Below are 23,666 nucleotides of genomic sequence, written 5' to 3'. Positions count from 1 at the left end.
CTCCCGCGCGCCCCGTAACCCCTGGTGACCATGTGTGGTTGAGGCGGTATGCATCGCGCACGCTCCGTAAAGTCCCCGTCCATGCTGCGGCTCGCCGCCGCCGCGCTCGCCGGGACGGCCATCGAGTTCTACGACTTCTTCGTCTACGGGACGGCCGCCGCGCTCGTCCTGGGCCCCCTGTTCTTCCCGACCTTCTCGCCGGTGGCGGGGACGCTGGCGGCCTTCGGGACCTTCGCGGTCGGGTTCGTGGCGCGGCCCCTGGGGTCGGTCCTGTTCGGACACATCGGGGACCGGCACGGACGGCGGCCCGTCCTCGTCGCCTCCCTGATGCTGACCGGTGCGGCAACCGTCGCGGTCGGCTGCGTACCGACGTACGCCTCCATCGGTACGGCCGCTCCCGCGCTGCTCCTCGTGCTGCGTTTCCTGCAGGGGCTCGGGCTCGGCGGGGAGTGGGGCGGGGCGGTGCTGCTGACCGCGGAGCACGCGCCCGCCGGCCGTCGCGGACTGTGGTCGAGCTTCCCGCAGATCGGACCGGCACTGGGATTCCTCCTCGCCAACGGCGTGATGCTCGCCCTGTCGGCGACGCTCTCCGACGCGCAGTTCGCGTCCTGGGGCTGGCGGGTGCCGTTCTGGGCGGCGGGCGTGCTCGCCGCGGCCGGGCTGTGGCTGCGCTCGTCCCTCGCCGAGAGTCCGCGGTTCCTCGAACTGCGGGAGCACGCGCGTGTGCCGCTCGCCGAAGTGGTCCGCGACCACTGGCGGCTCGTACTGCTGACGGCCGGGGCGCTCGCGGTCGGGTACGCGCTCTTCTACGCCGTGACGACCTGGTCCCTCGCCTACGCCACCGAACGGCTCGGGGTGAGCCGTACCGTCATGCTGGCCTGCATCATGGCGGCCGTCGTGGTGAAGGGAGCCCTCACTCCGCTGGCGGCCGTCCTGAGCGACCGTTACGGGCGGCGGCCTCTGTGCCTGGCCGGCTGCGCGGCCGCCGCGGTGTGGATGTTCCCGATGATCGCGCTGCTGTCGACGGGCGAGCCCCTGCTGATGTTCCTCGGGTTCCTGGTGGCGCTGATCGCGTTCGTGACGATGTTCGGCGTGATCGCCGCGTATCTGCCGGAGCTGTACGAGCCGCGGGTGCGCTGCACGGGTGCGGCGGTGGGCTACAACCTGGGCGGGGTCCTCGGGGGAGCGCTCACCCCGATCGTGGCGACGGGGATCGCCGACCGGAGCGGGCGGGTGCCCTGGGGCGTGGCCGCCTACCTGACCGGCATCGCACTGCTCAGCCTCGGATGCTTCGCGCTGCTGCCGGAGACACGGCACGTGGAGGTGGCGGTGGCGGAGCCCGCCACCAGCTGAACGGGACGGTACCGCGCGGCTGACGGCACCCTGCCGACGGTCCACGGTCCACGGCTCGCGGTTCCGGGCGGGTCACGGATTGATCGCCAGCTCCAGGTACGCCGCGAACAGCACCAGATGGACGCCACCCTGCAGGGGCGTGGCCCGGCCGGGGACCACCGTCAGGGAGCTGACCACCACGGTCAGGGCGAGCAGCACCATGTGGGTGGAGCCCAGACCGAGGACGAGCGGGCCGGAGAGCCAGATGGACGCGACGGCCACGGCCGGGATGGTCAGCCCGATGCTCGCCATCGCCGAGCCCAGGGCCAGGTTGAGACTGGTCTGCACGCGGTCGCGGCGGGCGGAGCGCAGGGCCGCGATCGTCTCGGGGAGGAGGACGAGCAGGGCGATGACCACACCGACCACGGCGTGCGGCATCCCGGCCGCCTCCACTCCGGACTCGATGGTCGGCGACACGCCCTTGGCGAGTCCGACCACGCCCACGAGGGCCAGGCCGAGGAGTCCCAGGCTGATCGCCGTGGTCCCGGAGGAGGGGATGTCGGCGTGCTCGTCCGCGTCGATCACGGCGCCCTGCCGGGTGACCGGCAGGAAGTAGTCGCGGTGCCGCACGGTCTGGGTCGCCACGAACATGCCGTACAGGACGAGTGAGGACAGGGCGGCGAAGGTGAGCTGGGTCGTGGAGAACTCGGGCCCCGGCTTGCTGGTGGTGAAGGTCGGCAGCACCAGGCTGAGCGTCGCCAGTGTCGCCACGGTCGCGAGGGCCGCGCCGGTGCCTTCGGCGTTGAAGACGGCCAGCCCGTGCCGCAGGGAGGCGACGAGCAGACTCAGTCCCACGATGCCGTTGCAGGTGATCATCACGGCCGCGAAGACGGTGTCGCGGGCCAGGGTTGCGCCCTTGTCCCCACCGTCCGCCATGAGGGTGACGATCAGCGCCACCTCGATGATCGTGACGGCGACGGCGAGCACCAGCGAGCCGAATGGCTCACCGACCCGGTGGGCGACCACTTCCGCGTGGTGGACCGCGGCCAGCACGGCGCCGGCCAGGACCAGCGTCACCAGGACCACGACCACGCCGGGCAGCTCACGGCCCCAGGTGAGGGCCAGCAGGACGATCGCGATCACGGGCACGACGGCCGTCCACTGCGTCACGAGTGTCCGAAGCCGAACGATCATGCAGCGATCGTCGCAGCCGTGAGCGGGCTCCGCACTCCGGCGGGGCAGCACGGTGGCCGCGTGTACAGCGCCGCCGCCCGGTACCGGGAGCGGCGGCCGGCCATGGGCCGAGCGCCGCTCCCGGTCGTTCCCGCGTCCGACGCGGTCAGACGTCGATGCTGTCCTTCTCGGAGCCTTCGTCCTTCCGGGTGTCTGCGGTCTTCCCCGCCTCTTCGGCCGCCTGCTTCTTGGAGGCCATCAGGCTGGTGATCGTGGTGATCACCAGGACACCGCAGATCACGCCGAGGGAGACCGGGATGGATATCTCCGGTACATGGACGCCGGACTCGTGCAGCGCGTGCAGCACGAGCTTGACGCCGATGAATCCGAGGATGACCGACAGCCCGTAGCTGAGGTGGACCAGCTTCCTGAGGAGTCCGCCGATCAGGAAGTACAGCTGCCGCAGGCCCATCAGCGCGAACGCGTTGGCCGTGAAGACGATGTACGGGTCCTGCGTCAGACCGAAGATCGCGGGGATCGAGTCCAGCGCGAAGAGCACGTCGGTGGTGCCGATCGCCAGCATGACGACCAGCATCGGGGTCATGACCCGCTTGCCGTTCTGCTGGATCCACAGCTTGGTGCCGTGGTAGCGGTCGGCGACACCGAAGCGGCGCTCGACCGCCTTGAGCAGGCGGTTCTCCTCGAACTCCTCGTCCTCGTCGTCGGCGCGGGCTTCCTGGATCAGCTTCCACGCGGTGTAGATGAGGAACGCGCCGAAGATGTAGAAGACCCAGGCGAAGCTCGCGAGGATCGCGGCGCCGGCGGCGATAAAGATCGCGCGCAGGACCAGGGCTATCAGTACGCCGATGAGCAGCACGCGCTGCTGGTACTGCGTGGGTACCGCGAACTTCGCCATGATCAGGACGAAGACGAAGAGGTTGTCGACGCTCAGCGACTTCTCGGTGATGAAGCCGGCGAAGAACTCTCCGGCGGGCTGGCCTCCGGAGAAGAGGAGCAGTCCGAGCCCGAACAGCGCGGCCAGGACGATCCAGACGACCGTCCAGATCCCGGCTTCCTTGATCGATACGTCGTGCGGCTTGCGGCCGATGAAGAAGTCGACCCCGATGAGGGCCGCCAGGCCCACGATGGTGAGGACCCAAAGGGTCACGGAAACATCCACTGCGCCTCCGGCAGTACGTAACGGCAAATGTCAGCGTCGTCGCTGCCGGAGGTCTCTTCCACCCGATGGGTTCGTCCGGGGCGCGTGATGCGCCCGGTGGACTCGGGCCGACGCCCCGGGATCCGGCCGTCCGACCGGATCCGTATTGACGGGTACGCCGCAGTAGGTAGGGAGTACTCCCCTCCGCACCAACCACAGTACCCAATCACCAAGGAAAGGTAAAGAGATTGGTAAAAGGAAAGCCAAGTTGCCTGGTCAGGGAAGTTGACCATCTCTTGGGGAAGCGTTTGCGGAGGTGGTCACGGGAGGGCTCGGCGGACTTCGGCGGCGCCCAGGGGCTCCAAGGCGCCCGGTGGTCCCGGTGGTCCCAGGGCGCTCAGCGGTTCCAGGACCGGCGGGCGGCCGCGACCTGGGTGAGGACGTGCTGGAGCACCTGACTGCCGGGCGGAACGCGCGAGGGGTCGTAGGTCCACGTGTGTCCGACCCACGGGTCGGCAAGGTGGTCGTCGGGCACCGGGGTCAGCCGGAGCAGCGACCGCCACAGCGGGTCGAGCAGCGGCCCGTACGCGGCGGCGTCCTCCCGGTCGGCGACCAGCATGAGGTGCACCCCGACGGCCGGGCCCTCGTCCGCGAGATAGCGCAGCCGGGTCACGGCACGGTCGTCGAACCCGTGCGGGAAGTCGTTGACGATGAGCAGTTGCTCGGCCGGGTCGAGGTCGGGCGGCAGCGAGTCGGCAGCGCCGCCCCGAATGGCCATCTGGACCAGGTCGACGCGCTGGGTCAGCCGGGCCAGTACGTCGTTCACCCCCGCGGCGCCCACGGCCGGCGGACCGGCGAGCACTCCGGTGCTCACGAGCGGCGCGAGGGACGATGCGGCCGAGCCGGCCGCGTCGATGACGTGCACGGTGTATTCGTCCGCCGGGTAGACGGCGAGCAGCCGGGCCGCGTGGGCCACGGCCGTGTCCATGGCGAGGCGGCGCAAGTCGTCGGAATCGGCGATGGAGCCCTCGAAGGACGCGGCGCGGCCGCTGTCGATCCACAGACCGCGCTCCAGTGGCAGCCGCACCAGCATGGGGATGCTCAGGCCGGCGCTCTCGGGCAGGTGCAGGTCGCCCAGGCGCAGGGCCATGGGGATCTCCATCGGCACCCGGTAGCCGTGCCAGGCGGGGTTGTCCCAGCGCGCGAACGCGGGCGGCAGCGCGGGTTCGACGACCTCGCTCTCGGCAATGAGCTGGGCGAGGTCGCGGTCCAGCACCTGCCTGGCCCGGTCGACCAGTTCGGCGTGCTTGGCACGGGCCGCCTCGCGGGCGGCGTCGCCCTGTCCGCCGATCCTGCTGCGCGGGTCGGACAGGACCTTGTCGAGTTCCTGCTCCATCCGCGACTCGGCGAAGTCGACCGCGCTGCGGTACGCGGCGGTGGTGCGGGCCAGGTCCTCGAACATCCCCCACACCTGGTTGTACAGACGCTCCTCCATGGACCAGCCGGTCGCGTCGCCCGCCACCGGCTGAGCGGGCCGGCCGGGCTGGGCGGGAGGCACGGTGGGCGGGGGCGTGGGCGGCGCGGCGGCCTGCCGGCCCGGGTGGCTGTAGTTGACGGGGCCGCCTGCCGCGGGCGCGCCGGGCTGTGTGACGGCCGACGGGTCCGCCGGCGCGGACGCCGCGGGGTAGCCGGACTGTGCTCCCCCGGTCCCGGCACCGGACGTCGTGGCTCCCTGACCGCCGGGGTGTCCGTGCTGCGGCGTCACCTGTCCTGGCGTGCCCTGGGACGTGGCTCCGCCCTGGTCCTGTCCCAGCACGGGCGTCGTGGCGTGCCGTGTGCGGTCGCCGTCGGCCGTGCGCGGCGGCGGTGCGGCCACCGAGCGCGCCAGGCCCTGGGCGACCGCCTCGTTGATGCCGCCCGCGAGCTGGTGGGCCTGGGACAGGCCCTGGTCGGCGAAGAGTTCGGCGAGGCCGCCCGCGTATCCCTGGCCCACGGCACGTACCTTCCAGGCACCCTGTCTGCGGTAGAGCTCGAGTGCGACGACGGCCGACTCGGCGTCCAGGCCCGTGACCGTGTAACTGGCGACCTCGGAGCCGTCGAGGCCGGTGACCGCGACGAAGGGGGCGGCGACGGCGCCGAACCGGACCGGACCGCCCACTCCGGAGGGCAGGGCGAGCAGCACACTGACCCGGTGCACGGTCTCCGGCAGGGCGTCCAGGTCGCACGCGAGCCGGTGGTCGGCGGCCGCCTGCTTGGACACCTCCATGCCGGGCAGAGTGGGCGAGCCCGGATGGGCCACCCACTCGACGCCCCGCACCTTGCCCTGCTCGTCGCTGAGCGTGGCCCCGGCCACGACCGGCTTGCCGGCCGACACCCGGATCTCGAGTCGCGCCTGGGAGAGGGGATGGTTCTGTCCCCGGACCAGCTCAGCCGTCATCGCCTTCGTTCCCCCTGTGTGTGCGTGCGCCGGGCGCCGTGTTCTCTACAGGTGCGGCAGGATCGCCGGCATCAGGTCCTGGAAGGTACGGCCGTTGGCCGGCGTACCGATGGCGGTCATCTGCCAGCCGGCGCCCGCACGGTGGACCTTGGCCATGATCTGCGCGGTGTACTGTCCGCCGCCGGCCAGGGTGTAGCGGGCCAGCTCCTGGCCGTTGGTCTCGTCGACCAGGCGGCAGAACGCGTCCTGCACCTCCTGGAACGTCTGGCCCGTGAACGAGTTCACGGTGAAGACGATCTGGTCGATGTGGACCGGGATGCGCGCGAGGTCGACGAGGATCGCCTCGTCGTCGCCGCCCTGGCCCACGCCGCCGACGAGGTTGTCACCGGTGTGCCGCACGGAGCCGTCGTCGCTGACGAGGTGACGGAAGAACACCACGTCGACCGGCTGCTTGTCCGCGAACAGCACGGCGGACGCGTCGAGGTCGATCTCGCGCGTACGGGATCCGAACAGGCCACGTCGCGGGGCCGCCTGCCAGCCGAGCCCCATGCGCACCGCGGTCAGCGTGCCCCCGTCGTTCTTCTGCAGACTGATGGCCTGACCCTTGGTCATGTTGACCGTCACGCGCTGTTCCCCTCTCGGACCGACTGTCCCCTGTTGCCGCAGAATCCTGCGGTTGACCAGCAACCCTACGCAGGGCCACTGACAGTGCCGTAGTCCGGTGCACACTTTGTGTCGGTCTTGCAACACAGCGCGGTGGCCCGGTGTCAGGCGATACCGGCCTCCTTCATCTGGCGCAGCTCCTTCTTCATCTCGGAGACCTCGTCGCGCAGCCGTGCGGCGATCTCGAACTGCAGGTCCGCGGCGGCGGCGCGCATCCGGACCGTCATCTCCTCGATCTGTTGCGCGAGCTCCGCCGAGGGGCGGTCGGTCGGCACGGCCGCCCGGCCCCTGCCCTTGGCGGACCCGGCTGCCTTGTCCGCCTTCGACAGGGCGGGCACGGGCGCCTTGGCGCTCTTGCCGTCCTTCAGGTTGCGGTAGCCCGTGCCGAGCAGCTGTTCCGTGTCGACGTCCTCGCGGGCGATCTGCGCCACGATGTCGTTGATCTTCTTGCGGAGGGGCTGCGGGTCGATGCCCCGCTCCGTGTTGTACGCGACCTGCTTCTCCCGGCGGCGGTTGGTCTCGTCGATGGCCTTCTCCATCGCCGGGGTGATCTTGTCGGCGTACATGTGGACCTGGCCCGACACGTTGCGTGCCGCGCGGCCGATGGTCTGGATCAGCGAGGTGCCGGAGCGCAGGAAGCCCTCCTTGTCGGCGTCGAGGATCGCCACCAGGGAGACCTCGGGCAGGTCGAGGCCCTCCCTGAGGAGGTTGATGCCGACGAGGACGTCGTACTCACCGGCGCGCAGCTCGCGCAGCAGTTCGACCCGGCGCAGGGTGTCGACGTCGCTGTGCAGATAGCGGACCTGGATGCCCATCTCGAGGAAGTAGTCGGTGAGGTCCTCGGCCATCTTCTTGGTGAGCGTGGTGACCAGGACGCGCTCGTCCTTCTCGGTGCGCAGACGGATCTCGTGCACCAGGTCGTCGATCTGCCCCTCGGTGGGCTTGACCACGACCTCGGGGTCGATGAGGCCGGTGGGGCGGATGATCTGTTCGACGAAGCCGTTGCCGCGCGAGAGCTCGTACTTGCCCGGTGTCGCCGACAGGTAGACGGCCTGGCCGACGCGCTCCTGGAACTCCTCCCACTTCAGGGGACGGTTGTCCAGGGCCGAGGGCAGCCGGAAGCCGTGGTCGACGAGGGTGCGCTTGCGGGAGGCGTCGCCCTCGTACATGGCACCGATCTGGGGCACCGTGACGTGCGACTCGTCGATGACGAGCAGGAAGTCGTCGGGGAAGTAGTCGAGCAGCGTGTTCGGCGGGGAGCCGGGCTCGCGGCCGTCGAAGTGCATCGAGTAGTTCTCGACGCCGGAGCAGGAGCCGATCTGGTTGAGCATCTCCAGGTCGTACGTCGTGCGCATGCGCAGGCGCTGCGCCTCCAGGAGCTTGCCCTGCTTCTCCAGCTCGGTCAGGCGCTCGCCCAGCTCCTTCTCGATGGCGTGGGCGGCACGCTGCAGGCGCTCGGGACCCGCGACGTAGTGGGTGGCCGGGAAGACGTACTGCTGCTGGTCGTCGCTGATGATCTCGCCGGTGAGCGGGTGCAGCGTGGAGAGGGCCTCGATCTCGTCACCGAACATCTCGATGCGGACGGCCAGCTCCTCGTAGACCGGGAAGATCTCGATGGTGTCGCCGCGGACGCGGAAGGTGCCGCGGGTGAAGGCCACGTCGTTGCGCGTGTACTGGATGTCGACGAAGCGGCGGAGCAGGTCGTCGCGGTCGATCTCGTCGCCGACCTTGAGGTTGACCATGCGGTCCACGTACTCCTGCGGCGTGCCCAGGCCGTAGATGCAGGAGACCGAGGCGACCACGACGACGTCGCGGCGGGTGAGCAGCGAGTTGGTCGCGGAGTGGCGCAGCCGCTCGACCTCCTCGTTGACCGAGGAGTCCTTCTCGATGTAGGTGTCCGACTGCGGGACGTAGGCCTCGGGCTGGTAGTAGTCGTAGTACGAGACGAAGTACTCGACCGCGTTGTTCGGCAGCAGCTCGCGGAACTCGTTCGCCAGCTGGGCGGCCAGCGTCTTGTTCGGCGCCATCACGAGGGTGGGGCGCTGAAGCTTCTCGATCATCCACGCGGTGGTCGCGGACTTGCCGGTGCCGGTCGCACCCAGGAGGACGACATCCTTCTCACCTGCGAGGATGCGTCGCTCGAGGTCGGCGATGGCAGCGGGCTGGTCGCCGCTGGGCTGGTAGGGACTGACGACCTCGAAAGGCGCCACCGTGCGTTCGATCTTGGATACGGGCCGCATGGACTCAACCGTACGACCCCGCACTGACAACGGGCCCTCGTCACCGGTTCTGCGGGGTGCGGGAGCTCTCGTGGTGGCGGGGGCCGGGCACGTGTCCCCGGCCGGTGTGCCGGACCGGGTGGGCCGGGATGCCGGGCTTCCGTTCGGCGCGGCTCCGGTCGGGCTTGCCCATGACCATCAGCGGGTCGAACATCACGACGACACCGGCCAGCAGCAGGAAGGCCAGCGGACCGATCATCAGCGGCGCGAGCAGGGTCGCGGGTGAGTCCCCGGAGGGCACGGCGCCGGCGCCGTGCAGGTGGACGCTGAGGGCGGCCATCCCCGTGTAGTGCATGCCGCTGACGGCGAGGCCCATGACGAGGCTCGCGCCCACGCTCCACAGGAACCCGCGGACCTGTCCCGCCGCCCACAGGGCCGCGATCGCGGCTGCGACGGCTATGACGACCGAGGCGGCGACGGTGAAGGTGTTGTACTCGAGCTTCCCGTCGAGCCGCATTCCGGCCATGCCGAGGTAGTGCATCGAGGCGATCCCGAGACCGGTGATGGTGCCCCCGGTGAACAGGGCCGTTCCGGAGGCCCCCCGGTAGCCGACGATGAAGATCCCGATGCCGACCATGACGATCGCGACGCCGAGGCTCGCGAAGGTCAGCGGTCTGTCGTAGCGGATCGGGGTCTCCTCGACGGAGAACCCCATCATCGCTATGAAGTGCATGGTCCAGATGCCGGAGCCGATCGCCGCCGAGCCGAGGGCGAGCCAGCCGGGGCGCCAGGAACGGGTGACGAGCATCGACCTCGTGGTGCAGCGCAGTCCGAGTGCTCCGCCGAGGCACGCCATCAGGTACGCCACGAGCGGCGTGACGAGTCCGTAGCTGAATCCGTCGACCGTGCCCTGCATGCGCGGTTGCCCTTCCGCCCTGTTACATCCCGGAAATTCTGTGAAGCGCCCCGTCCCGGCAGCGCCGCGGTGACCAGGGTTGTCGCAGAGAGTATGACTCGCACCGGAACGCTCGAACGATTTTCCGGCAAAGAATTACGACGCTGCCCCAGTTGTGCAGCACGTGTGATCGGACTTGGGCAAGTCCATTCAATTTATGGCCATCGCGTACCCCCCAGAAGTTGACCGTCTGCTGTCACGCTAAGACTGTCCGTGATCACAGACGCAAGGAGTACGCATGCACGCGCGCGCTGCCGCCGCCACGACCACCGCACTCCTGGGAGCCGCTGTCGCTCTCCCCCTCTCCACCGCCCACGCGGACTCGAGCACCGACCGGCCTCAGGTCGTGGCTCACCGCGGAGCCTCGGCCCAGGCCCCCGAGAACACGCTCGCCGCCATCGACAGGGCGGCCCGCCTCGGGTTCCGCTGGGTGGAGAACGACGTCCAGCGCACCAGGGACGGCAAGCTCGTCGTGATCCACGACGACAGCCTGGCCCGTACGACCGACGTGGAGCAGGTCTTCCCCGGGCGGGCCCCCTGGAAGGTGAAGGACTTCACCGCCGCGGAGATCGCGCGCCTGGACGCGGGCAGCTGGTTCAGCGCGCGCTACAAGGGGGCGCGCGTACCGACCCTCAAGCAGTACATGAACCGGGTCTCGCACAACCACCAGAAGCTCGTCCTGGAGATCAAGAACCCCACGCTCTACCCGGGCATCGAGCGGGAGACCCTCAAGCTGCTCAGCAACGAGGGCTGGCTGGGCCCGGCCCACGTGCGCGGCAGGCTGGTGGTCCAGAGCTTCGACGCGAACAGCATCCGTACCGTGCACAAGCTGCGGCCCGACGTCAGGACGGGCTTCCTGGGCACCCCGTCGGTCGCGCAGCTGCCCGCCTACGCGCGGTTCGCCGACCAGATCAACTCCTCGCACACCACGATCTCCCTCGGGTACGTCGCGGCGATCCACGCCCTCGAAGGACCGCACGGCAAGCCCTTGGAGATCCTCACCTGGACCGTCGACACCGCGGCGGACACGCGGCGCGTCGCGCGCTTCGGTGTGGACGGCGTCATCACGAACAAGCCGGACGTGGTGCGCGAGGCCCTGCGTACGGGCTGAACGACACTCCGGCCGTCGGGCCCGGCCGCCGGTGCCGTGGACGCCCGCAGGCGTCCACGGCACCGGCGTTGTCAGTGGTGCGCCGTACCGTGGAGCGCATGAACAGCCACGGGCAGAACGGGCAGCGGGTGGAGTGGGCCGTCGTCGACAGCGGCATCGGCCCGCTGCTGCTGGCGGCGACCGGCGAGGGCCTGGTCAGCGTCGTCTTCCACGCCACGGACGCGGTGCGCGACAGGGCGATCGAGCGGCTCGGATCCCGGTTCGGCACCGAGCCCGTCGAGGCCCCGCGGTCCCCGCTGCTCGCCGAGGCGATACGGCAGGTCGCGGCGTACTTCGCGGGCGAGCGCCATGACTTCGAGCTGCCGCTGGACTGGTCCCTGATCTCCGGCTTCAACCGCCAGGTGCTGCGCGAGCTGGCCTCCGGCGTTCCGTACGGGGCGGTGGTGGGTTACGGCGACCTGGCACGGCGGGTCGGGCAGCCGGGAGCGGCCCAGGCGGTGGGCATGGCCATGGGTGCCAATCCACTGCCGGTCGTCGTGCCCTGCCACCGGGTCGTGGAGCGCGACGGCGGCATCGGCGGGTTCGGGGGCGGTGTGGAGACCAAGCGGAAACTGCTGGCGCTGGAGGGCGTCCTGCCGGAACCGCTGTTCTGACGGCCGACCTCCTCCCGTACGGAGGGTGTCACGGCCCGGGGCCAGGGGGGAGACTGCGCCGATGACCACGTCCGGCTTCACTCATGTGCACGCGTCCGACCCGGTGCAGTTCGCGGGCCCGGACGACGCCTTCGCCGCCGGCCCCCTCTTTCGGGCGTGTCCGCTTTTCCGGGCGTGTCCGCGGTGACCGCCGTCGAGCGGCCGGGCGGCGTGGCCTTCGACGCCGCCCGGCTGTCCGCGCTGCGACGCCGTACGTCCGCCGTGCTCATCGCCAGTCAGATCCTCGGCGGGCTCGGTGTGGCCACGGGCCTCGCGCTCGCCGTGGTCCTGGCGCAGGAGGTCGCCGGTACCGAGTCGCTCGCCGGGCTCGCACCCACCGCGACCGTCACGGGGACGGCCGTGCTCTCGGTGCCGCTGGCCGCGCTGATGACCGCACGCGGCCGCCGGCCGGGGCTCGTCCTGGCCTACCTGGTCGGAGCGTCGGGCGCGGGCACCGTCGTGGCCGGGGCGGCCGTGGGCAGCTTCCCGCTGCTGCTGGTCGGCATGGCGGGCTTCGGCGCGGCCTCGTCGGCGAACCTGCAGGCGCGGTTCGCGGCCGCCGACCTCGCGGAACCCGGGCGGCGGGCCCGGGCCATCTCGAACGTCGTGTGGGCCACGACGATCGGTGCGGTCATCGGCCCCAACATCGCCGCGCCCGCGGGCCGCAGCGTCTCCGGGATCGGCATACCGCCGACGGCCGGACCCTTCCTGTGGGCGGCCGGGGTTTTTCTCATATCGGCGCTGCTGGTCGCGGTGCTGCTGCGGCCCGACCCGCTGCTCACCGCCCGCGCCCTGGCGCCGGCCGAGGAGCAGTCCCCCGCGGCGCGCTCCGTCAGGGCGGGGGCGGCCGCCGTCCGGGCGTCCCCGCGGGCGCGGCTGGCCCTCGTGACGGTCACCGTGTCGCACACGGCGATGGTGTCGGTCATGTCGATGACGCCGCTGGACCTCGGTCACCACGGGGCGGACATCGATCTGATCGGGCTGGTCATCAGCATCCACATCGCCGGGATGTACGCGTTCTCGCCCGTCATGGGGTGGTTGTCCGACCGGTTCGGGCGGCTGTCGGTGATCGGTCTGGCCGTGGCGCTGCTGGCCTGCGCCGCACTCCTCGCGGGTACCGCCGGGGCCGGTCACGGACAGACCGCCGCCGGCCTCTTCCTGCTGGGCCTCGGCTGGTCGGCGGGGCTCGTCTCCGGCTCCGCCCTGCTGACCGACTCCGTCCCGCAGCCCGCGCGCGCCGCGGCGCAGGGGCTGTCCGACCTGACCATGAACACCGCGGCGGCGCTCGGCGGGGCCGCTGCGGGCCTCGTCATGGCGCAGGCGGGTTACGGCCGGCTGAACCTCGTCGCGGCCTGTCTGCTGCTGCCGCTCGGCGCACTGGCCCTGCTCACCCGGAGCAGGAACTCCGGTCCCTGATCCGCCCACCGGGACCCGCGCGAAGGCTGGCCGGAACGGTGCGGCGGTAGCAGACTCCGCCCCGCGTACAGCCATGGGCATCCGAGGGCACGGGGGCCGAAGGGACGGCGATCACGTATGAGCGGGAACAGGGCAGTCGCGTATCTCAAACCGGGCGCGGTGGAGGTCAGGACCATCGACCACCCGACGCTCGAACTGCAGGACGGGCCGGGGGTGGCCGCCGCGAACGTCGGCCGCACGTGCGGGCACGGAGTCATCCTGAAAGTACTCGCCAGCAACATCTGCGGCAGCGACCAGCACATGGTGCGCGGCCGCACCACCGCGCCCGAGGGACTCGTCCTCGGACACGAAATCACCGGAGAGGTCGTCGAGCGGGGCCCGGACGTCGAGTTCGTCGAGGTCGGGGACATCGTCTCGGTGCCCTTCAACATCGCCTGCGGACGGTGCCGCAACTGCAAGGAGCGCAAGACCGGCATCTGCCTGAACGTCAATCCGGTCCGCCCCGGAGCGGCGTACGGCTATGTCGACATGGGCGGCTGGGTCGGCGGTCAGGCGGAGTACGCCATGATCCCGTACGCGGACTTCAACCTGCTGCGGTTCCCGGACCGGGACCAGGCCCGCGAGAAGCTGCTCGACCTGACCATGCTGTCGGACATCTTCCCGACCGGTTTCCACGGCGCGGTGACCGCGGGCGCCGGGGTCGGCTCGACGGTGTACGTGGCCGGCGCGGGGCCGGTGGGACTCGCCGCCGCGGCGTCGGCGCAGCTGCTCGGAGCCGCCGTCGTCATCGTCGGCGACCTCAATGCCGAACGGCTCGCGCAGGCCCGGAGTTTCGGCTGCGAGACGGTCGACGTCAGCCGGGGCGACCTGGGCGAGCAGATCGACCAGATCCTGGGCGAGCCGGAGGTGGACGTGGCGGTCGACGCGGTCGGTTTCGAGGCGCGGGCCCACGGCGCCGACGCCCCGGAGGCGCCCGCCACGGTCCTCAACTCGCTGATGGGCCTCACGCGCGCGGGCGGCTCGCTGGGCATTCCGGGCCTGTACGTCACGGACGACCCCGGCGGGGTGGACCAGGACGCGCGGACCGGGACGCTCAAGGTGCGGCTCGGTCTGGGGTGGGCGAAGAGCCACCGCTTCACGACGGGCCAGTGTCCGGTGATGCGGTACCACCGGGGGCTGATGAAGGCGATCCTGCACGAACGGGTGCACATCGCCAAGGCCGTCAACGCGACGGTGATCGGCCTGGAGGACGCGCCGCGCGGCTACGCCGAGTTCGACCAGGGTGCCAGCCGCAAGTACGTGCTCGACCCGCACGGATCGCTCACCGGGGTACGGCCCGTCTGAGAGCCGCCGGAAGGCCGACGCGGCGGGCCCGTGGGGGTTTGACCGGGCGCGCCGCCCGCCAGGGATGAGAGGAGAACCGACAGACAGGAGGCACGCGCGTGCTGGTGGTGTCCGAAGAGGTTCGCGAGGCGCTCGCCACGGGACGGCCCGTGGTGGCACTGGAGTCCACGATCATCGCGCACGGGCTGCCGCGTCCGCGTAACCTCCGGGTGGCGCTGGAGCTGGAGGACGCCGTGCGCCTGGAGGGCGCCGTCCCCGCGACGATCGCCGTGCTCGACGGGCTGCCCCGCGTGGGACTCGACAAGGAGCAGGTGGAACGGGTCGCCAACGAGGACGACATCCGCAAACTGGGACACCGCGATCTGCCGTTGGCGGTCGCCGCCGGGGCCAGCGGGGCGACCACGGTGTCCGCGACGGCGCTGCTGGCCGCGCAGGCCGGAGTACGGGTGTTCGCGACGGGCGGGCTCGGAGGCGTACACCGCCAGTGGACCGTGACGCAGGACGAGTCCGCCGACCTGGGGCTCCTCGCGCGCACCCGCATCACGGTGGTGTGCGCGGGGGTGAAGTCGATCCTGGACGTGCCGGCGACCCTGCAGCGCCTGGAGACGCTGGGTGTGGCGGTGGCCGGGTACGGCACGACGCGCTTCCCCGGCTTCTACCTGTCGGACTCCGGCCACCCGGTGGACTGGACACTGGAGTCGCCGGACGAGGTCGCCGCCGTCATGCGCGCCCAGGACGCCCTGGACGGACCCGATTCGGCGCTGATCGTCGCCCATCCCGTACCCGAGGCGCAGCAGCTGGACCCCGCGCTGCACGCGCGCGTGCTCGCCGACGCGCTGCACGCGTGCGAGGCGCAGGGCGTGAGCGGCCAGGCGGTCACCCCGTTCCTGCTCGACCACCTGGTGCGCCACACCGACGGGGCGTCACTGGAGGCGAATCTCGCGGCGGTGCGCGGAAACGTACGGCTGGCGGGGCGCATCGCGGCGGCCTGGGCCAGGAGGTGACGGAAGCAGACGCGACAGCGGTGGGCGCGGCAGGAGCGAGCCCACCGGGGGCGGGCGCCCCCGGCGGCGCTCTTCTTGTCGTCGGGGACGTCATCACGGATGTCGTCGCCCGGCACCGCGGGCCGCTCGCTCCGGGCACCGACACGGCCGCCGCCGTGCGGACCGTACCGGGCGGTGCGGGCGCCAACGTCGCCTGCTGGGCCGCGCGTCGCGGCGGACCGGAGGTGCGGTTCCTCGGCCGGGTGGGCGCGGACTCGGCCGCCTGGCACGAGCGGGAACTGGTGGCCTCCGGAGTGCGCCCCCTCCTGGTCGTCGACCCACGGGCACCTACGGGGACGGTGATCTGCCTGGTGGACACGGACGCCGCGGCGGAACGCACCTTCCTCACCGACAGTGGCGCGTCCCTGCGCCTGGACGCCGACGACTGGTCCCCCGGCCTGCTCGACGGAGTCGCCTGGCTGCACCTGTCGGGCTATCTGTTCTTCTCCGAGCCGTGCCGGGCCCTGGTGGCGGTGGCGCTGGAGTCGGCACGCGCGCGTGGCGTACCGGTGAGCGTGGATCCCGCGTCGACGGGGTTCCTCTCCCGCCTGGGCGTGGACCGGTTCCTCTCGCTCACCGAAGGGATCGACGTCCTGCTCCCGAGCCGGGACGAGGCCCGTCTGCTGACAGGCCTTCCCGACACGGCGGACGCGGCGGCCGAGCTGAGCCGCCGCATTCCGCTGGTGGTGGTCAAGCAGGGTGGTGCCGGAGCTCTCGTCGCCCGGTCGGGAACGGTACGAGCCGGCGTTCCGGCCGAACCGGCGGTCCCCGTCGACACCACCGGCGCCGGCGATGCCTTCACCGGCGCCTTCCTGGCCGCGTTGCTCGCGGGCGGCCGACCGCGGGAGGCGGCCGTCGAGGGGTGCCGGGCCGGAGCACGGGCGGTGGAGCAGGTGGGCGGGAGGCCGCGGAGGAAGTCGTAGCCCGACCCTGCGCCCCACTTCATGGCTACGCCTTGCGCCCCCATGCCGAGATCATCGGCGCCGTGGCCAGGTCCGTCCCGCCCGCGGCCACGTTCGCCAGGTGGCGGTCGATGTCCTGGCCGGTGACGCGCCCCTGCGCGACGAGCTGTTCCCGGACCTGCCCGACCGTCTCGGCCTCGAGTGCCCCGCAGGCGGGCGAGGTGAGGGGGAAGTACGCGTCGGCCTCGACCTGACGCAGTCCGGCCTCGCGGAGCAGCCGGGGAAGCCGCCGCCCGTACGCGAGTTCGGCGCCCCGTTCGGCGAGTACGTCGCGCATCGCGTGGCGCACCCGGTTGGCCAGCTGTTGCTCGGGGCCGTGCTCGTCGGGGCAGGCCAGCGGCTGCAGGGTGGGATCGGCGTCCTCGACCAGGAGCCGTCCGCCGGGCCGCAGCGCCCTGATCATCGTGCGCAACGCCCTTTCCCGGTCCGGCACATCAGCGAGGACGAACCGGGCGTGCACGAGGTCGAAGCCCTCCACCGGCGGCTCGTCGGCGCCCATGTCGTGGACGCGCAGCTGGATCGGCGGGCGGACGGCCGGCGGCGCCCAGGAGAGGTCGGGGCCGGTCGCGATCACCCTGCCGGTGGGCCCGACCCTCCTGGCCAGCCAGGACACCACGGACATGCCACCGGCTCCCGCCTCCCAGCAGCGCCAGCCGGATCCGACGCCGAACCGTTCGAGGTGCCGGAACGTCGTGGGGTCGAAGAGAGCGGCGAGGGCGTCGAATCGCTGCCCCGCCTCGGACCGGCGGTGGTCGAGGAGGTGTCCATCGGTACGCATCATGCACTGATCATCCCATTTGTCAGCTTTTTCGTGCGGGATGACGCTCCCGGCCCGGACGCGGGGCGCGGCACACGGGGCCTGTGCGGTGCCGTGAGAGCTGGTCGGCACTCGGCCGGAAGAGCGCTTCCGGAGCGGAACCCTCCGTTCCCACAGGCCTGAACGGCCGTCAGAACATCCTGGCAGACTGGCCGCGACAAGGCGCAGAGCACGGCGCGGGGAGATCCACGCAGGGAGATCCGTATGTCCATGGCAGGGAATCTGCGGAGGGTCACGCGGCTGAGCAGGGTCGGCGGCCTCCGCAAGGCGGCACGGCTGACGCGGCGGCGCACGCCGGTCGACCTGAGCCATCATGCCCGGTCACCGCTGGGCTCCTCGGTGGTGAACTGTGTGGCGTACGAGGAAGGGGCCAGGGTTCCGGCCGGCCGCGACCTGGCCGAGACGGTGGAGCGGGTCCGCAAGGCCGACGGCGGTTTCGTCTGGCTCGGGCTGCACGAGCCGACCGAAGTGGAGTTCGCGGGCATCGCCGAGCTGTTCGATCTGCACCCGCTGGCGGTGGAGGACGCGGTGGACGCCCATCAGCGCCCGAAGCTGGAGCGGTACGGCGACACGCTGTTCGCGGTGTTCAAGACGGTCTGTTACGTCGAGCACACCGAACTGACGGCGAGCAGCGAGGTGGTGAACACCGGCGAGATCATGGTCTTCGTCGGCCAGGACTTCGTGGTGACCGTACGGCACGGGCGGCACGGTTCGCTGGGTCCGCTGCGCGAGGAGCTGGAGGCCGATCCCGCGCAGCTCATGAAGGGGCCGGCCGCCGTACTGCACGCGATCGCGGACCATGTGGTGGACGACTACCTGAACGTCACGGCTTCGGTGCAGGAGGACATCGACGAGGTCGAGACGGCCGTGTTCGCGGCGGATGGCGCGCGGGCCGACCCCGGGCACATCTACCAGCTGAAGCGTGAACTGCTCGAACTGAAGCGGGCGGTGGTCCCGCTGGGCCGACCCATCATGGATCTCGCGACGCGGCCGATCCGGGTGATCGACCCGGAGATACAGGCCTACTTCCGGGACGTCTCCGACCACCAGTTGCGGGCGGCGGAGCAGATAGCCGCGTTCGACGAGCTGCTCAACTCGATCCTGCAGGCGCACCTCGCGCAGGTGAGCGTGGCGCAGAACGAGGACATGCGGAAGATCACGGCGTGGGCGGCGCTGATCGCGGTGCCGACGATGGTCTGCGGTGTGTACGGCATGAACTTCGACCACATGCCGGAGCTGCACTGGAAGTTCGGGTACCCGCTGGCGGTCGGGGTGATCGCCGTCGCGTGCCTCACCCTCTACCGGGGCTTCAAGCGCAACGGCTGGCTGTGAAGCCGCTCGCCGCCGTCCACCGCCCGGCTCACGCCGGGAACACGATGATCCGCTCGGGCAGTACGCGGAGGATCACGCGGACCTCGTCATCCTTCTCCCCGGGAGGGTCGATGCCCAGGTACTTGTGCGAGAGCTCGTACGGGAGGCGCTTGTCCTCGTCGGGGACGATCTCGGCGGTGCCGCGGATCTCCACCGAGGAGTAGGGATCGGTGAGGTCGAAGACCGAAAGGCTGATACGGGGGTCGCGCCGGAGGTTGCGGACCTTCTGCCGGCCGTCGGTCGAGGAGAAGAGGACGGTGTCGCCCTCGCGTTTGATCCAAACCACCGAGTTCTGGGGTGCTCCCCCGGGGCCGAGGGTCGCGACGCTGGCGAAGTTCTTGCCGTCGAGGAGTGTGCGGACCGCGTCGTCGAAGGGGATCGTCATGCCGCCACAGTAACTACATGCACGTGCAAGCGAAACCCGTTGGCGCGGACAGGTTCGTACGGGACGGCGGGAGCGGACTCCGGCCCCGGTCAGCCGTTCCACGCCGGATGGCGCGGGTCGTCCGCCCGCACCAGGATGTCGGCCGTTTCACCTGGGTCCGTCTCGTTCTCGTACCGCTCGAACGCGGGGAGCGTCCAGTGCTCGCCCTCCGGGGTGCGGCGGCGCAGGGCGGCCGGTGAGAGACGTACGTGGACGGCGAGGTCGAACGGGAACCAGTGGCGCAGGAGCAAGGGACCGTGCAGCAACAGCACGGCGTGAGGAGGGAGTTGCACGTAGGGGGTGCGGGTGGCGCGATCGGTGGCCGGGTCCAGGAGGTCGGGCAGGACACGGCCGTCGCCACCGGGTTCGAGCGGGCCGAAGACCTCCCGCCACAGGGCACCGGTGTCGAACCAGCCGTCGTAGTAGGTGTCCACGTCCTGGCGCCCGTACTCGAAACGGAGGGAGGCGGCCCGGAGGTAGCCCTCGGTACCGATGACCAGGGCGGAGCGGCCGCGCGGGCGGAGGGCCTCGGCGACGCGTTCGGCTAGGTCGCCGGGGCGGGCGGCGGGGGCACCGTCGAAGGCGACGCGGAGCCAGGGGCCGCCGTCGGCCGGCTCCAGGTCGAGCAAGCGCCCGGCGATGGAGTCGCCGAGCCGTTCCCAGGTGATCGCTTCGAGTCGCACACCGCCCATGATGCCGCGCGGCTCATTCGGACCGCGGACGGGAGGGGGGAGGAAAGAGAGAGGAGAGGGGAGGAGAGGGAGGGGGAGGGGGAGGGGAGGGAGGGGGCCCTTCGGTCATGGTCACCCTCGCCGTACGGCATTTCTCTTGTGGTGACAGGAGACGCCGTGCAGGATCTTGAGGTTCGGGGCGGTCCGGCCCCCATGGTCTCGGGAACGGTGCGCGAGTTGTTGACGGGAAGTGCCGCTTACACGGGGGTCGCCATGATCGAGGGACCGTACTTCGCACTCACCGTGGTGGGTGTGCTGAGCACCGGGCTGGTGGCCGGGGTGTTCTGCGCGTTCTCGACGTTCGTGATGAAGGGGCTGGCGGCGCTGCCGCCGGCGCAGGGTGTGGCGGCGATGCAGGCGATCAACGTGACGGCGCTGCTGCCGGCCTTCATGTTCGTGTTCATCGGGTCGGCCGTGCTGTGTGCCGTGATAGCGGTGGTCACCTTCGTGCTGTGGCCCGACGACGGCACGGTGGAACTGCTGTTGGGCAGCGCGCTGTATCTCTTCGGCTGTTTCGGGGTCACGATCGCGGCGAACGTCCCGCGCAACAGCAAGCTGGCCGGGATGGAGCCGGGCACGCCGGAGGCCCTCGCGTACTGGCCCACGTATGTGAGCGAGTGGTCGATGTGGAACCACGTCCGGATGACCGCTGCGGCCGGCGGAACGGTCTCGTACGTGCTGGCGCTGGCCTGAAGCCTGTCCTGCCTTCCCAGCGTGGGTCCGAGCCGGTCCTTCGCGAGATCAGCGAGCCCGGGGCTTCGGGGATCGCCGAGAAGGTGCCGGCCTCTCAGCTGCGCGCCGTGCCGCCGTGCCGCCCTGCCGGCGTGCCGGTGCGTCGCGTTCGTCGTCATGTCCATGGGGCCATGAGTCGGAAAGACCCCTTGTAAGGTGCGTTTCCATGGCGGATTCATGGGTCGATCCCGCGGAGGGCCTCGGCGCCGACCTGCATCTGGAACTGTCCGGTCCGGGTGGTCGGCGCGCCGCTCTGACCCGTGCCCTGCGCGAGGCGATCAGCGGTGGGCGGCTCGCTCCCGGGACTCGTCTTCCTCCCTACCGTTCACTCGCGGCCGACCTGGGTGTGGCCCGCAACACGGTGGCCGACGCGTACGCCGAACTCGTCGCGGAGGGCCGGCTCACGGCGCGGCAGGGCTCGGGCACCCGGGTCGCCGAGCGCGCCGAACCGCTGGAGGTCCGGGGGCGCGTATCCGAGAAGGCGCCTCCACGCGCGCGTGGACCGCGGCACGACCTGCGGCAGGGCACCCCGGACGTGTCGGCGTTCCCGCGCGCCGCCTGGCTGGCCTCGTACCGGCGGGCTCTGCGACGGGCTCCCCACAAGGCGTTCGGGCCCGGCGATCCCGCGGGGCGGATCGAACTGCGGGAAGCACTGGCGGAGTACCTGGCACGCGCGCGTGGTGTGCGGACCGAGCCGGGGCGGATCGTGATCTGCTCGGGGTTCGCGCACGCGCTGCGGCTGCTCTTCCCGGCGGTGCTGCGCGGTCCGCTGGCCGTCGAGTCGTACGGTCTCGCCTTCCACCGGGAGCTGCTGACGGCGGCGGGGGTACGGACCGTCCCGTTGGCCCTCGACGAGGACGGGGCCCAGGTCGGCGGTCTCGCCGGGGAGCGGGCCGTACTGCTCACGCCGGCGCACCAGTTCCCGACCGGCGGGCCGCTGCATCCCGTGCGGCGTGCGGCCGTCGTCGACTGGGCACGCGCGCGCGGAGGGGTGGTCCTGGAGGACGACTACGACGGGGAGTTCCGTTACGACCGCAAGCCCGTCGGGGCCCTGCAGGGCCTCGATCCCGAGCGGGTGGTCCACCTGGGGTCGGTCAGCAAGAGTCTGTCGCCGGCGCTGCGGCTGGGCTGGATGGTCCTTCCCGAGCGGTACGTCGACGAGGTGCTGGCGGTCAAGGGCGCGCGGGAGGCGTGGGCGGGCGTCCTGGACCAGCTGGCGCTCGCGGACTTCGTCGGGTCGGGGTCGTACGACCGTCACGTACGGCGGATGCGGCAGCGGTACCGCGGGCGGCGGGACCGGCTGGTCGGGACGCTCGCCGCGCACGCGCCGCATGTCGAGGTCACCGGGATCGCGGCCGGGTTGCACGCGGTGCTGCGGTTGCCGCCCGGCAGCGAGTCCTCGACGGTGGAGGCCGCCGTGCGGCGGGGCCTCGCGCTGGACGGACTCGCGGAGTTCCGGCACCCGGAGGCGCCTGAGGCCATGACCGCGCCGGACGGCCTCGTCGTGGGGTACGCCACGCCTTCCGAACATGCGTACGGGGCCGCGTTGGAGGCGTTGTGCGCGGCGCTGCCACCCCCCTGAGCGGAACGCGAGGGAGGGCGGAACAGGAATCCGCCCTCCCTTGCGTTCCGCCGTCAGGCGCAGGGCGGTCTCCGCGTCTCCCGCGGCGGCACCGGAAACGTACCTGCGGACGACACTCCCGGCACCCCTGACATCCCCGACATCTCGACACTCCTGGACGCCCTCAAGACTTGAATACCTTGAACGCCTGCAAGACTCCTGACGCTTCCGGCACTTCGACGTTTCCGGCGGCCGCCTGAGAAGAATCGGTTCTGCACCGATCGGCCGCGCGTGCCCGTCGACGAACTCAGGAGAGCAGGAAGTCCGCCTCCCCCGCCTTGGCGCCCTGGATGAACGCGGTCATCTCGCCGGGGGTGTAGATGAGCGCGGGACCGTCCGGGTCGGCCGACTGACGGACCGCGATCCGGCCGTCGGCGAGCTTCATCGCCTCCAGGCAGTTGCCGCCGTTGCCACCGCTCCACGGCTTGTGCCATCCCTCGCTGCCCAGTTCCCTGGCGGGCATGCCGTTGTAGATCCGCGCGACGCGTATCCGGGACTTGATGCGATCCATTCACAGCTCCTTGCGGAGATCCAGCAGGATCTCCTTCGTGCGATGTGCCGTGGCGGCCTGGGCCGCCATGCGGTCCATGACCTCGAGGTGGGCAGCCACCTCGCTGCGCGCGTCCAGGTAGACGGCGCCGGTCAGGTACTCGCTGTAGACCATGTCCGGCAGTTCGGGCATGGCAAAGCGGAACAGCACGAAGGGCCCGTACGTGCCCGCGTGCGGCCCCGACGAGAAGGGCGCGATCTGCAGCGTCACGTTGGGCAGTTCCGTGGCCTCGAGCAGCCGGTCGACCTGGCCGCGCATGACCTCGGGGCCGCCGACCGGCCGGCGCAGGGCGGTCTCGTCCATCACGGCCCAGAACCGGGGCGCGCCCTCACGTGTCAGTAGTTCCTGTCGCTGCATGCGCAGCGCCACATGACGCTCGATGTCCTCTGGTCTGGTCTGGCCGACGGCGCCGGACCGCATGACACCGCGCGCGTACTCCTCGGTCTGGAGGACTCCGGGCACGAAGTGAGGTTCGTAGGAGCGGATGAGGGCGGCCGCCCCCTCCAGGCTGACGTACATCGAGAACCAGCCCGGCAGGATGTCGTGGAACCGCTGCCACCAGCCCGGCTGATTCGCGTCCTCGGCCAGCGCGACGAAGGCTTCGGCCTCTTCGTCGGAGACGCCGTACGACTTCAGCAGGAGCTGGAGGTACGGGATCTTGAGGGACACCTCCGCCATTTCCATACGGCGGACGGTGGCGGCGGTGACGCGCAGGATGCGCGCTGCCTCCTCACGCTTGAGCCCCGCGCGTTCCCGCAGGTCAAGCAGTCGCCGCCCGAGGACGACCTGCCCGACCGTCGGCGCGGACCGCGGCTCGCTCACGTCCACCTCCACTTGTGTCCAGACAGCCGGGGCGGCGCCCGTTCGGGTCCCTCCCGGGTACCCAACTGGCGCCGCGCCGCGTGCTGTTGTCT

21 protein-coding genes are annotated in these 23,666 nt (G+C 71.1%); 10 read left to right on the top strand and 11 right to left on the bottom strand.

Features of this window, described 5'->3' with window-relative positions; translation table 11 throughout:
• The first annotated feature begins 81 nt into the window (after nucleotides 1-81).
• The gene (locus QFZ75_RS29125) at nucleotides 82-1,353 is read left to right on the top strand and encodes an MFS transporter (protein WP_307541577.1); all 1,272 of its coding nucleotides are present in this window, start codon (nucleotides 82-84) and stop codon (nucleotides 1,351-1,353) included.
• Between the two features lie 72 nt (nucleotides 1,354-1,425).
• Here QFZ75_RS29125 and QFZ75_RS29120 read toward each other — a convergent pair whose 3' ends face one another.
• The 6 genes from QFZ75_RS29120 to QFZ75_RS29095 form a co-directional block, all read right to left on the bottom strand.
• Nucleotides 1,426-2,526: a calcium:proton antiporter gene (locus tag QFZ75_RS29120; protein ID WP_307541575.1), complete on the bottom strand. Its 1,101-nt coding sequence runs from the start codon at nucleotides 2,524-2,526 to the stop codon at nucleotides 1,426-1,428.
• A 145-nt stretch (nucleotides 2,527-2,671) separates the two neighbouring features.
• Entirely contained in the window at nucleotides 2,672-3,685 is a 1,014-nt protein-coding gene (locus QFZ75_RS29115) for a TerC family protein (RefSeq protein ID WP_307541571.1), read from the bottom strand.
• Between the two features lie 376 nt (nucleotides 3,686-4,061).
• Nucleotides 4,062-6,101: a TerD family protein gene (locus QFZ75_RS29110; RefSeq protein WP_307541569.1), complete on the bottom strand. Its 2,040-nt coding sequence runs from the start codon at nucleotides 6,099-6,101 to the stop codon at nucleotides 4,062-4,064.
• Between the two features lie 45 nt (nucleotides 6,102-6,146).
• Complete coding sequence (locus tag QFZ75_RS29105; RefSeq protein ID WP_189770172.1) at nucleotides 6,147-6,725, bottom strand: TerD family protein; 579 nt, start codon at nucleotides 6,723-6,725, stop codon at nucleotides 6,147-6,149.
• A 143-nt stretch (nucleotides 6,726-6,868) separates the two neighbouring features.
• Nucleotides 6,869-9,004 carry an excinuclease ABC subunit UvrB gene (uvrB, locus tag QFZ75_RS29100; protein ID WP_307541567.1) on the bottom strand — a complete coding sequence of 712 codons (2,136 nt, stop codon included), beginning with the start codon at nucleotides 9,002-9,004 and terminating at the stop codon, nucleotides 6,869-6,871.
• Between the two features lie 40 nt (nucleotides 9,005-9,044).
• On the bottom strand, nucleotides 9,045-9,899 hold the full coding sequence (locus QFZ75_RS29095; RefSeq protein ID WP_307541565.1) for an MHYT domain-containing protein: 855 nt from the start codon (nucleotides 9,897-9,899) through the stop codon (nucleotides 9,045-9,047).
• A gap of 277 nt (nucleotides 9,900-10,176) precedes the next feature.
• On the opposite strand from QFZ75_RS29095, the gene QFZ75_RS29090 reads away from it, so the two are divergent.
• The 6 genes from QFZ75_RS29090 to QFZ75_RS29065 all read left to right on the top strand — a co-directional run bounded on the left by QFZ75_RS29090 (nucleotide 10,177) and on the right by QFZ75_RS29065 (nucleotide 16,467).
• Nucleotides 10,177-11,049: a glycerophosphodiester phosphodiesterase family protein gene (locus QFZ75_RS29090; protein WP_307541564.1), complete on the top strand. Its 873-nt coding sequence runs from the start codon at nucleotides 10,177-10,179 to the stop codon at nucleotides 11,047-11,049.
• Nucleotides 11,050-11,147: 98 nt separating this feature from the next.
• Complete coding sequence (locus tag QFZ75_RS29085) at nucleotides 11,148-11,702, top strand: methylated-DNA--[protein]-cysteine S-methyltransferase (RefSeq protein ID WP_307541563.1); 555 nt, start codon at nucleotides 11,148-11,150, stop codon at nucleotides 11,700-11,702.
• Between the two features lie 183 nt (nucleotides 11,703-11,885).
• Nucleotides 11,886-13,157 carry an MFS transporter gene (locus QFZ75_RS29080; protein ID WP_307544877.1) on the top strand — a complete coding sequence of 424 codons (1,272 nt, stop codon included), beginning with the start codon at nucleotides 11,886-11,888 and terminating at the stop codon, nucleotides 13,155-13,157.
• 117 nt (nucleotides 13,158-13,274) lie between these two features.
• Nucleotides 13,275-14,501 (top strand): formaldehyde dehydrogenase, glutathione-independent, encoded by a 1,227-nt coding sequence (gene fdhA, locus QFZ75_RS29075; RefSeq protein ID WP_307541561.1) that lies wholly within the window; start codon nucleotides 13,275-13,277, stop codon nucleotides 14,499-14,501.
• A gap of 98 nt (nucleotides 14,502-14,599) precedes the next feature.
• Nucleotides 14,600-15,505 (top strand): pseudouridine-5'-phosphate glycosidase, encoded by a 906-nt coding sequence (locus QFZ75_RS29070; protein ID WP_307541559.1) that lies wholly within the window; start codon nucleotides 14,600-14,602, stop codon nucleotides 15,503-15,505.
• 20 nt (nucleotides 15,506-15,525) lie between these two features.
• Nucleotides 15,526-16,467 (top strand): carbohydrate kinase family protein, encoded by a 942-nt coding sequence (locus QFZ75_RS29065; RefSeq protein ID WP_307544875.1) that lies wholly within the window; start codon nucleotides 15,526-15,528, stop codon nucleotides 16,465-16,467.
• A gap of 25 nt (nucleotides 16,468-16,492) precedes the next feature.
• On the opposite strand, the gene QFZ75_RS29060 is transcribed toward QFZ75_RS29065, so the two are convergent.
• Nucleotides 16,493-17,287, bottom strand: coding sequence for a methyltransferase domain-containing protein (locus QFZ75_RS29060; RefSeq protein WP_307541558.1), 795 nt, complete (start codon nucleotides 17,285-17,287; stop codon nucleotides 16,493-16,495).
• A gap of 240 nt (nucleotides 17,288-17,527) precedes the next feature.
• Here QFZ75_RS29060 and QFZ75_RS29055 point away from each other — a divergent pair, with 240 nt between their 5' ends.
• Complete coding sequence (locus QFZ75_RS29055) at nucleotides 17,528-18,655, top strand: magnesium and cobalt transport protein CorA (RefSeq protein WP_307541557.1); 1,128 nt, start codon at nucleotides 17,528-17,530, stop codon at nucleotides 18,653-18,655.
• Nucleotides 18,656-18,683: 28 nt separating this feature from the next.
• Here QFZ75_RS29055 and QFZ75_RS29050 read toward each other — a convergent pair whose 3' ends face one another.
• Both QFZ75_RS29050 and QFZ75_RS29045 read right to left on the bottom strand, forming a co-directional pair.
• On the bottom strand, nucleotides 18,684-19,079 hold the full coding sequence (locus QFZ75_RS29050; protein ID WP_307541555.1) for a PPOX class F420-dependent oxidoreductase: 396 nt from the start codon (nucleotides 19,077-19,079) through the stop codon (nucleotides 18,684-18,686).
• Nucleotides 19,080-19,168: 89 nt separating this feature from the next.
• The gene (locus tag QFZ75_RS29045) at nucleotides 19,169-19,810 is read right to left on the bottom strand and encodes a uridine kinase (protein ID WP_307541553.1); all 642 of its coding nucleotides are present in this window, start codon (nucleotides 19,808-19,810) and stop codon (nucleotides 19,169-19,171) included.
• Nucleotides 19,811-20,062: 252 nt separating this feature from the next.
• On the opposite strand from QFZ75_RS29045, the gene QFZ75_RS29040 reads away from it, so the two are divergent.
• Together QFZ75_RS29040 and QFZ75_RS29035 are read left to right on the top strand one after the other, a co-directional pair.
• Nucleotides 20,063-20,542, top strand: coding sequence for a DUF1772 domain-containing protein (locus QFZ75_RS29040; RefSeq protein WP_307541551.1), 480 nt, complete (start codon nucleotides 20,063-20,065; stop codon nucleotides 20,540-20,542).
• A gap of 205 nt (nucleotides 20,543-20,747) precedes the next feature.
• Nucleotides 20,748-22,163: a PLP-dependent aminotransferase family protein gene (locus QFZ75_RS29035; RefSeq protein WP_307541550.1), complete on the top strand. Its 1,416-nt coding sequence runs from the start codon at nucleotides 20,748-20,750 to the stop codon at nucleotides 22,161-22,163.
• A gap of 286 nt (nucleotides 22,164-22,449) precedes the next feature.
• Here the strand turns inward: QFZ75_RS29035 and QFZ75_RS29030 are convergent, their stop codons facing one another.
• Nucleotides 22,450-22,713, bottom strand: coding sequence for a DUF397 domain-containing protein (locus QFZ75_RS29030; protein WP_217460243.1), 264 nt, complete (start codon nucleotides 22,711-22,713; stop codon nucleotides 22,450-22,452).
• A complete protein-coding gene (locus QFZ75_RS29025; RefSeq protein ID WP_307541547.1) occupies nucleotides 22,714-23,574 on the bottom strand; it encodes a helix-turn-helix transcriptional regulator in 861 nt (286 codons plus the stop codon). It abuts the gene before it with no gap.
• Nucleotides 23,575-23,666: the final 92 nt, after the last annotated feature.

This window comes from Streptomyces sp. V3I8 (assembly GCF_030817535.1).
Classification (GTDB): Bacteria; Actinomycetota; Actinomycetes; order Streptomycetales; family Streptomycetaceae; genus Streptomyces.
The sequence above is the reverse complement of the archived record's forward strand: the minus strand, read 5'-3'. Positions and strand labels throughout refer to the sequence as shown.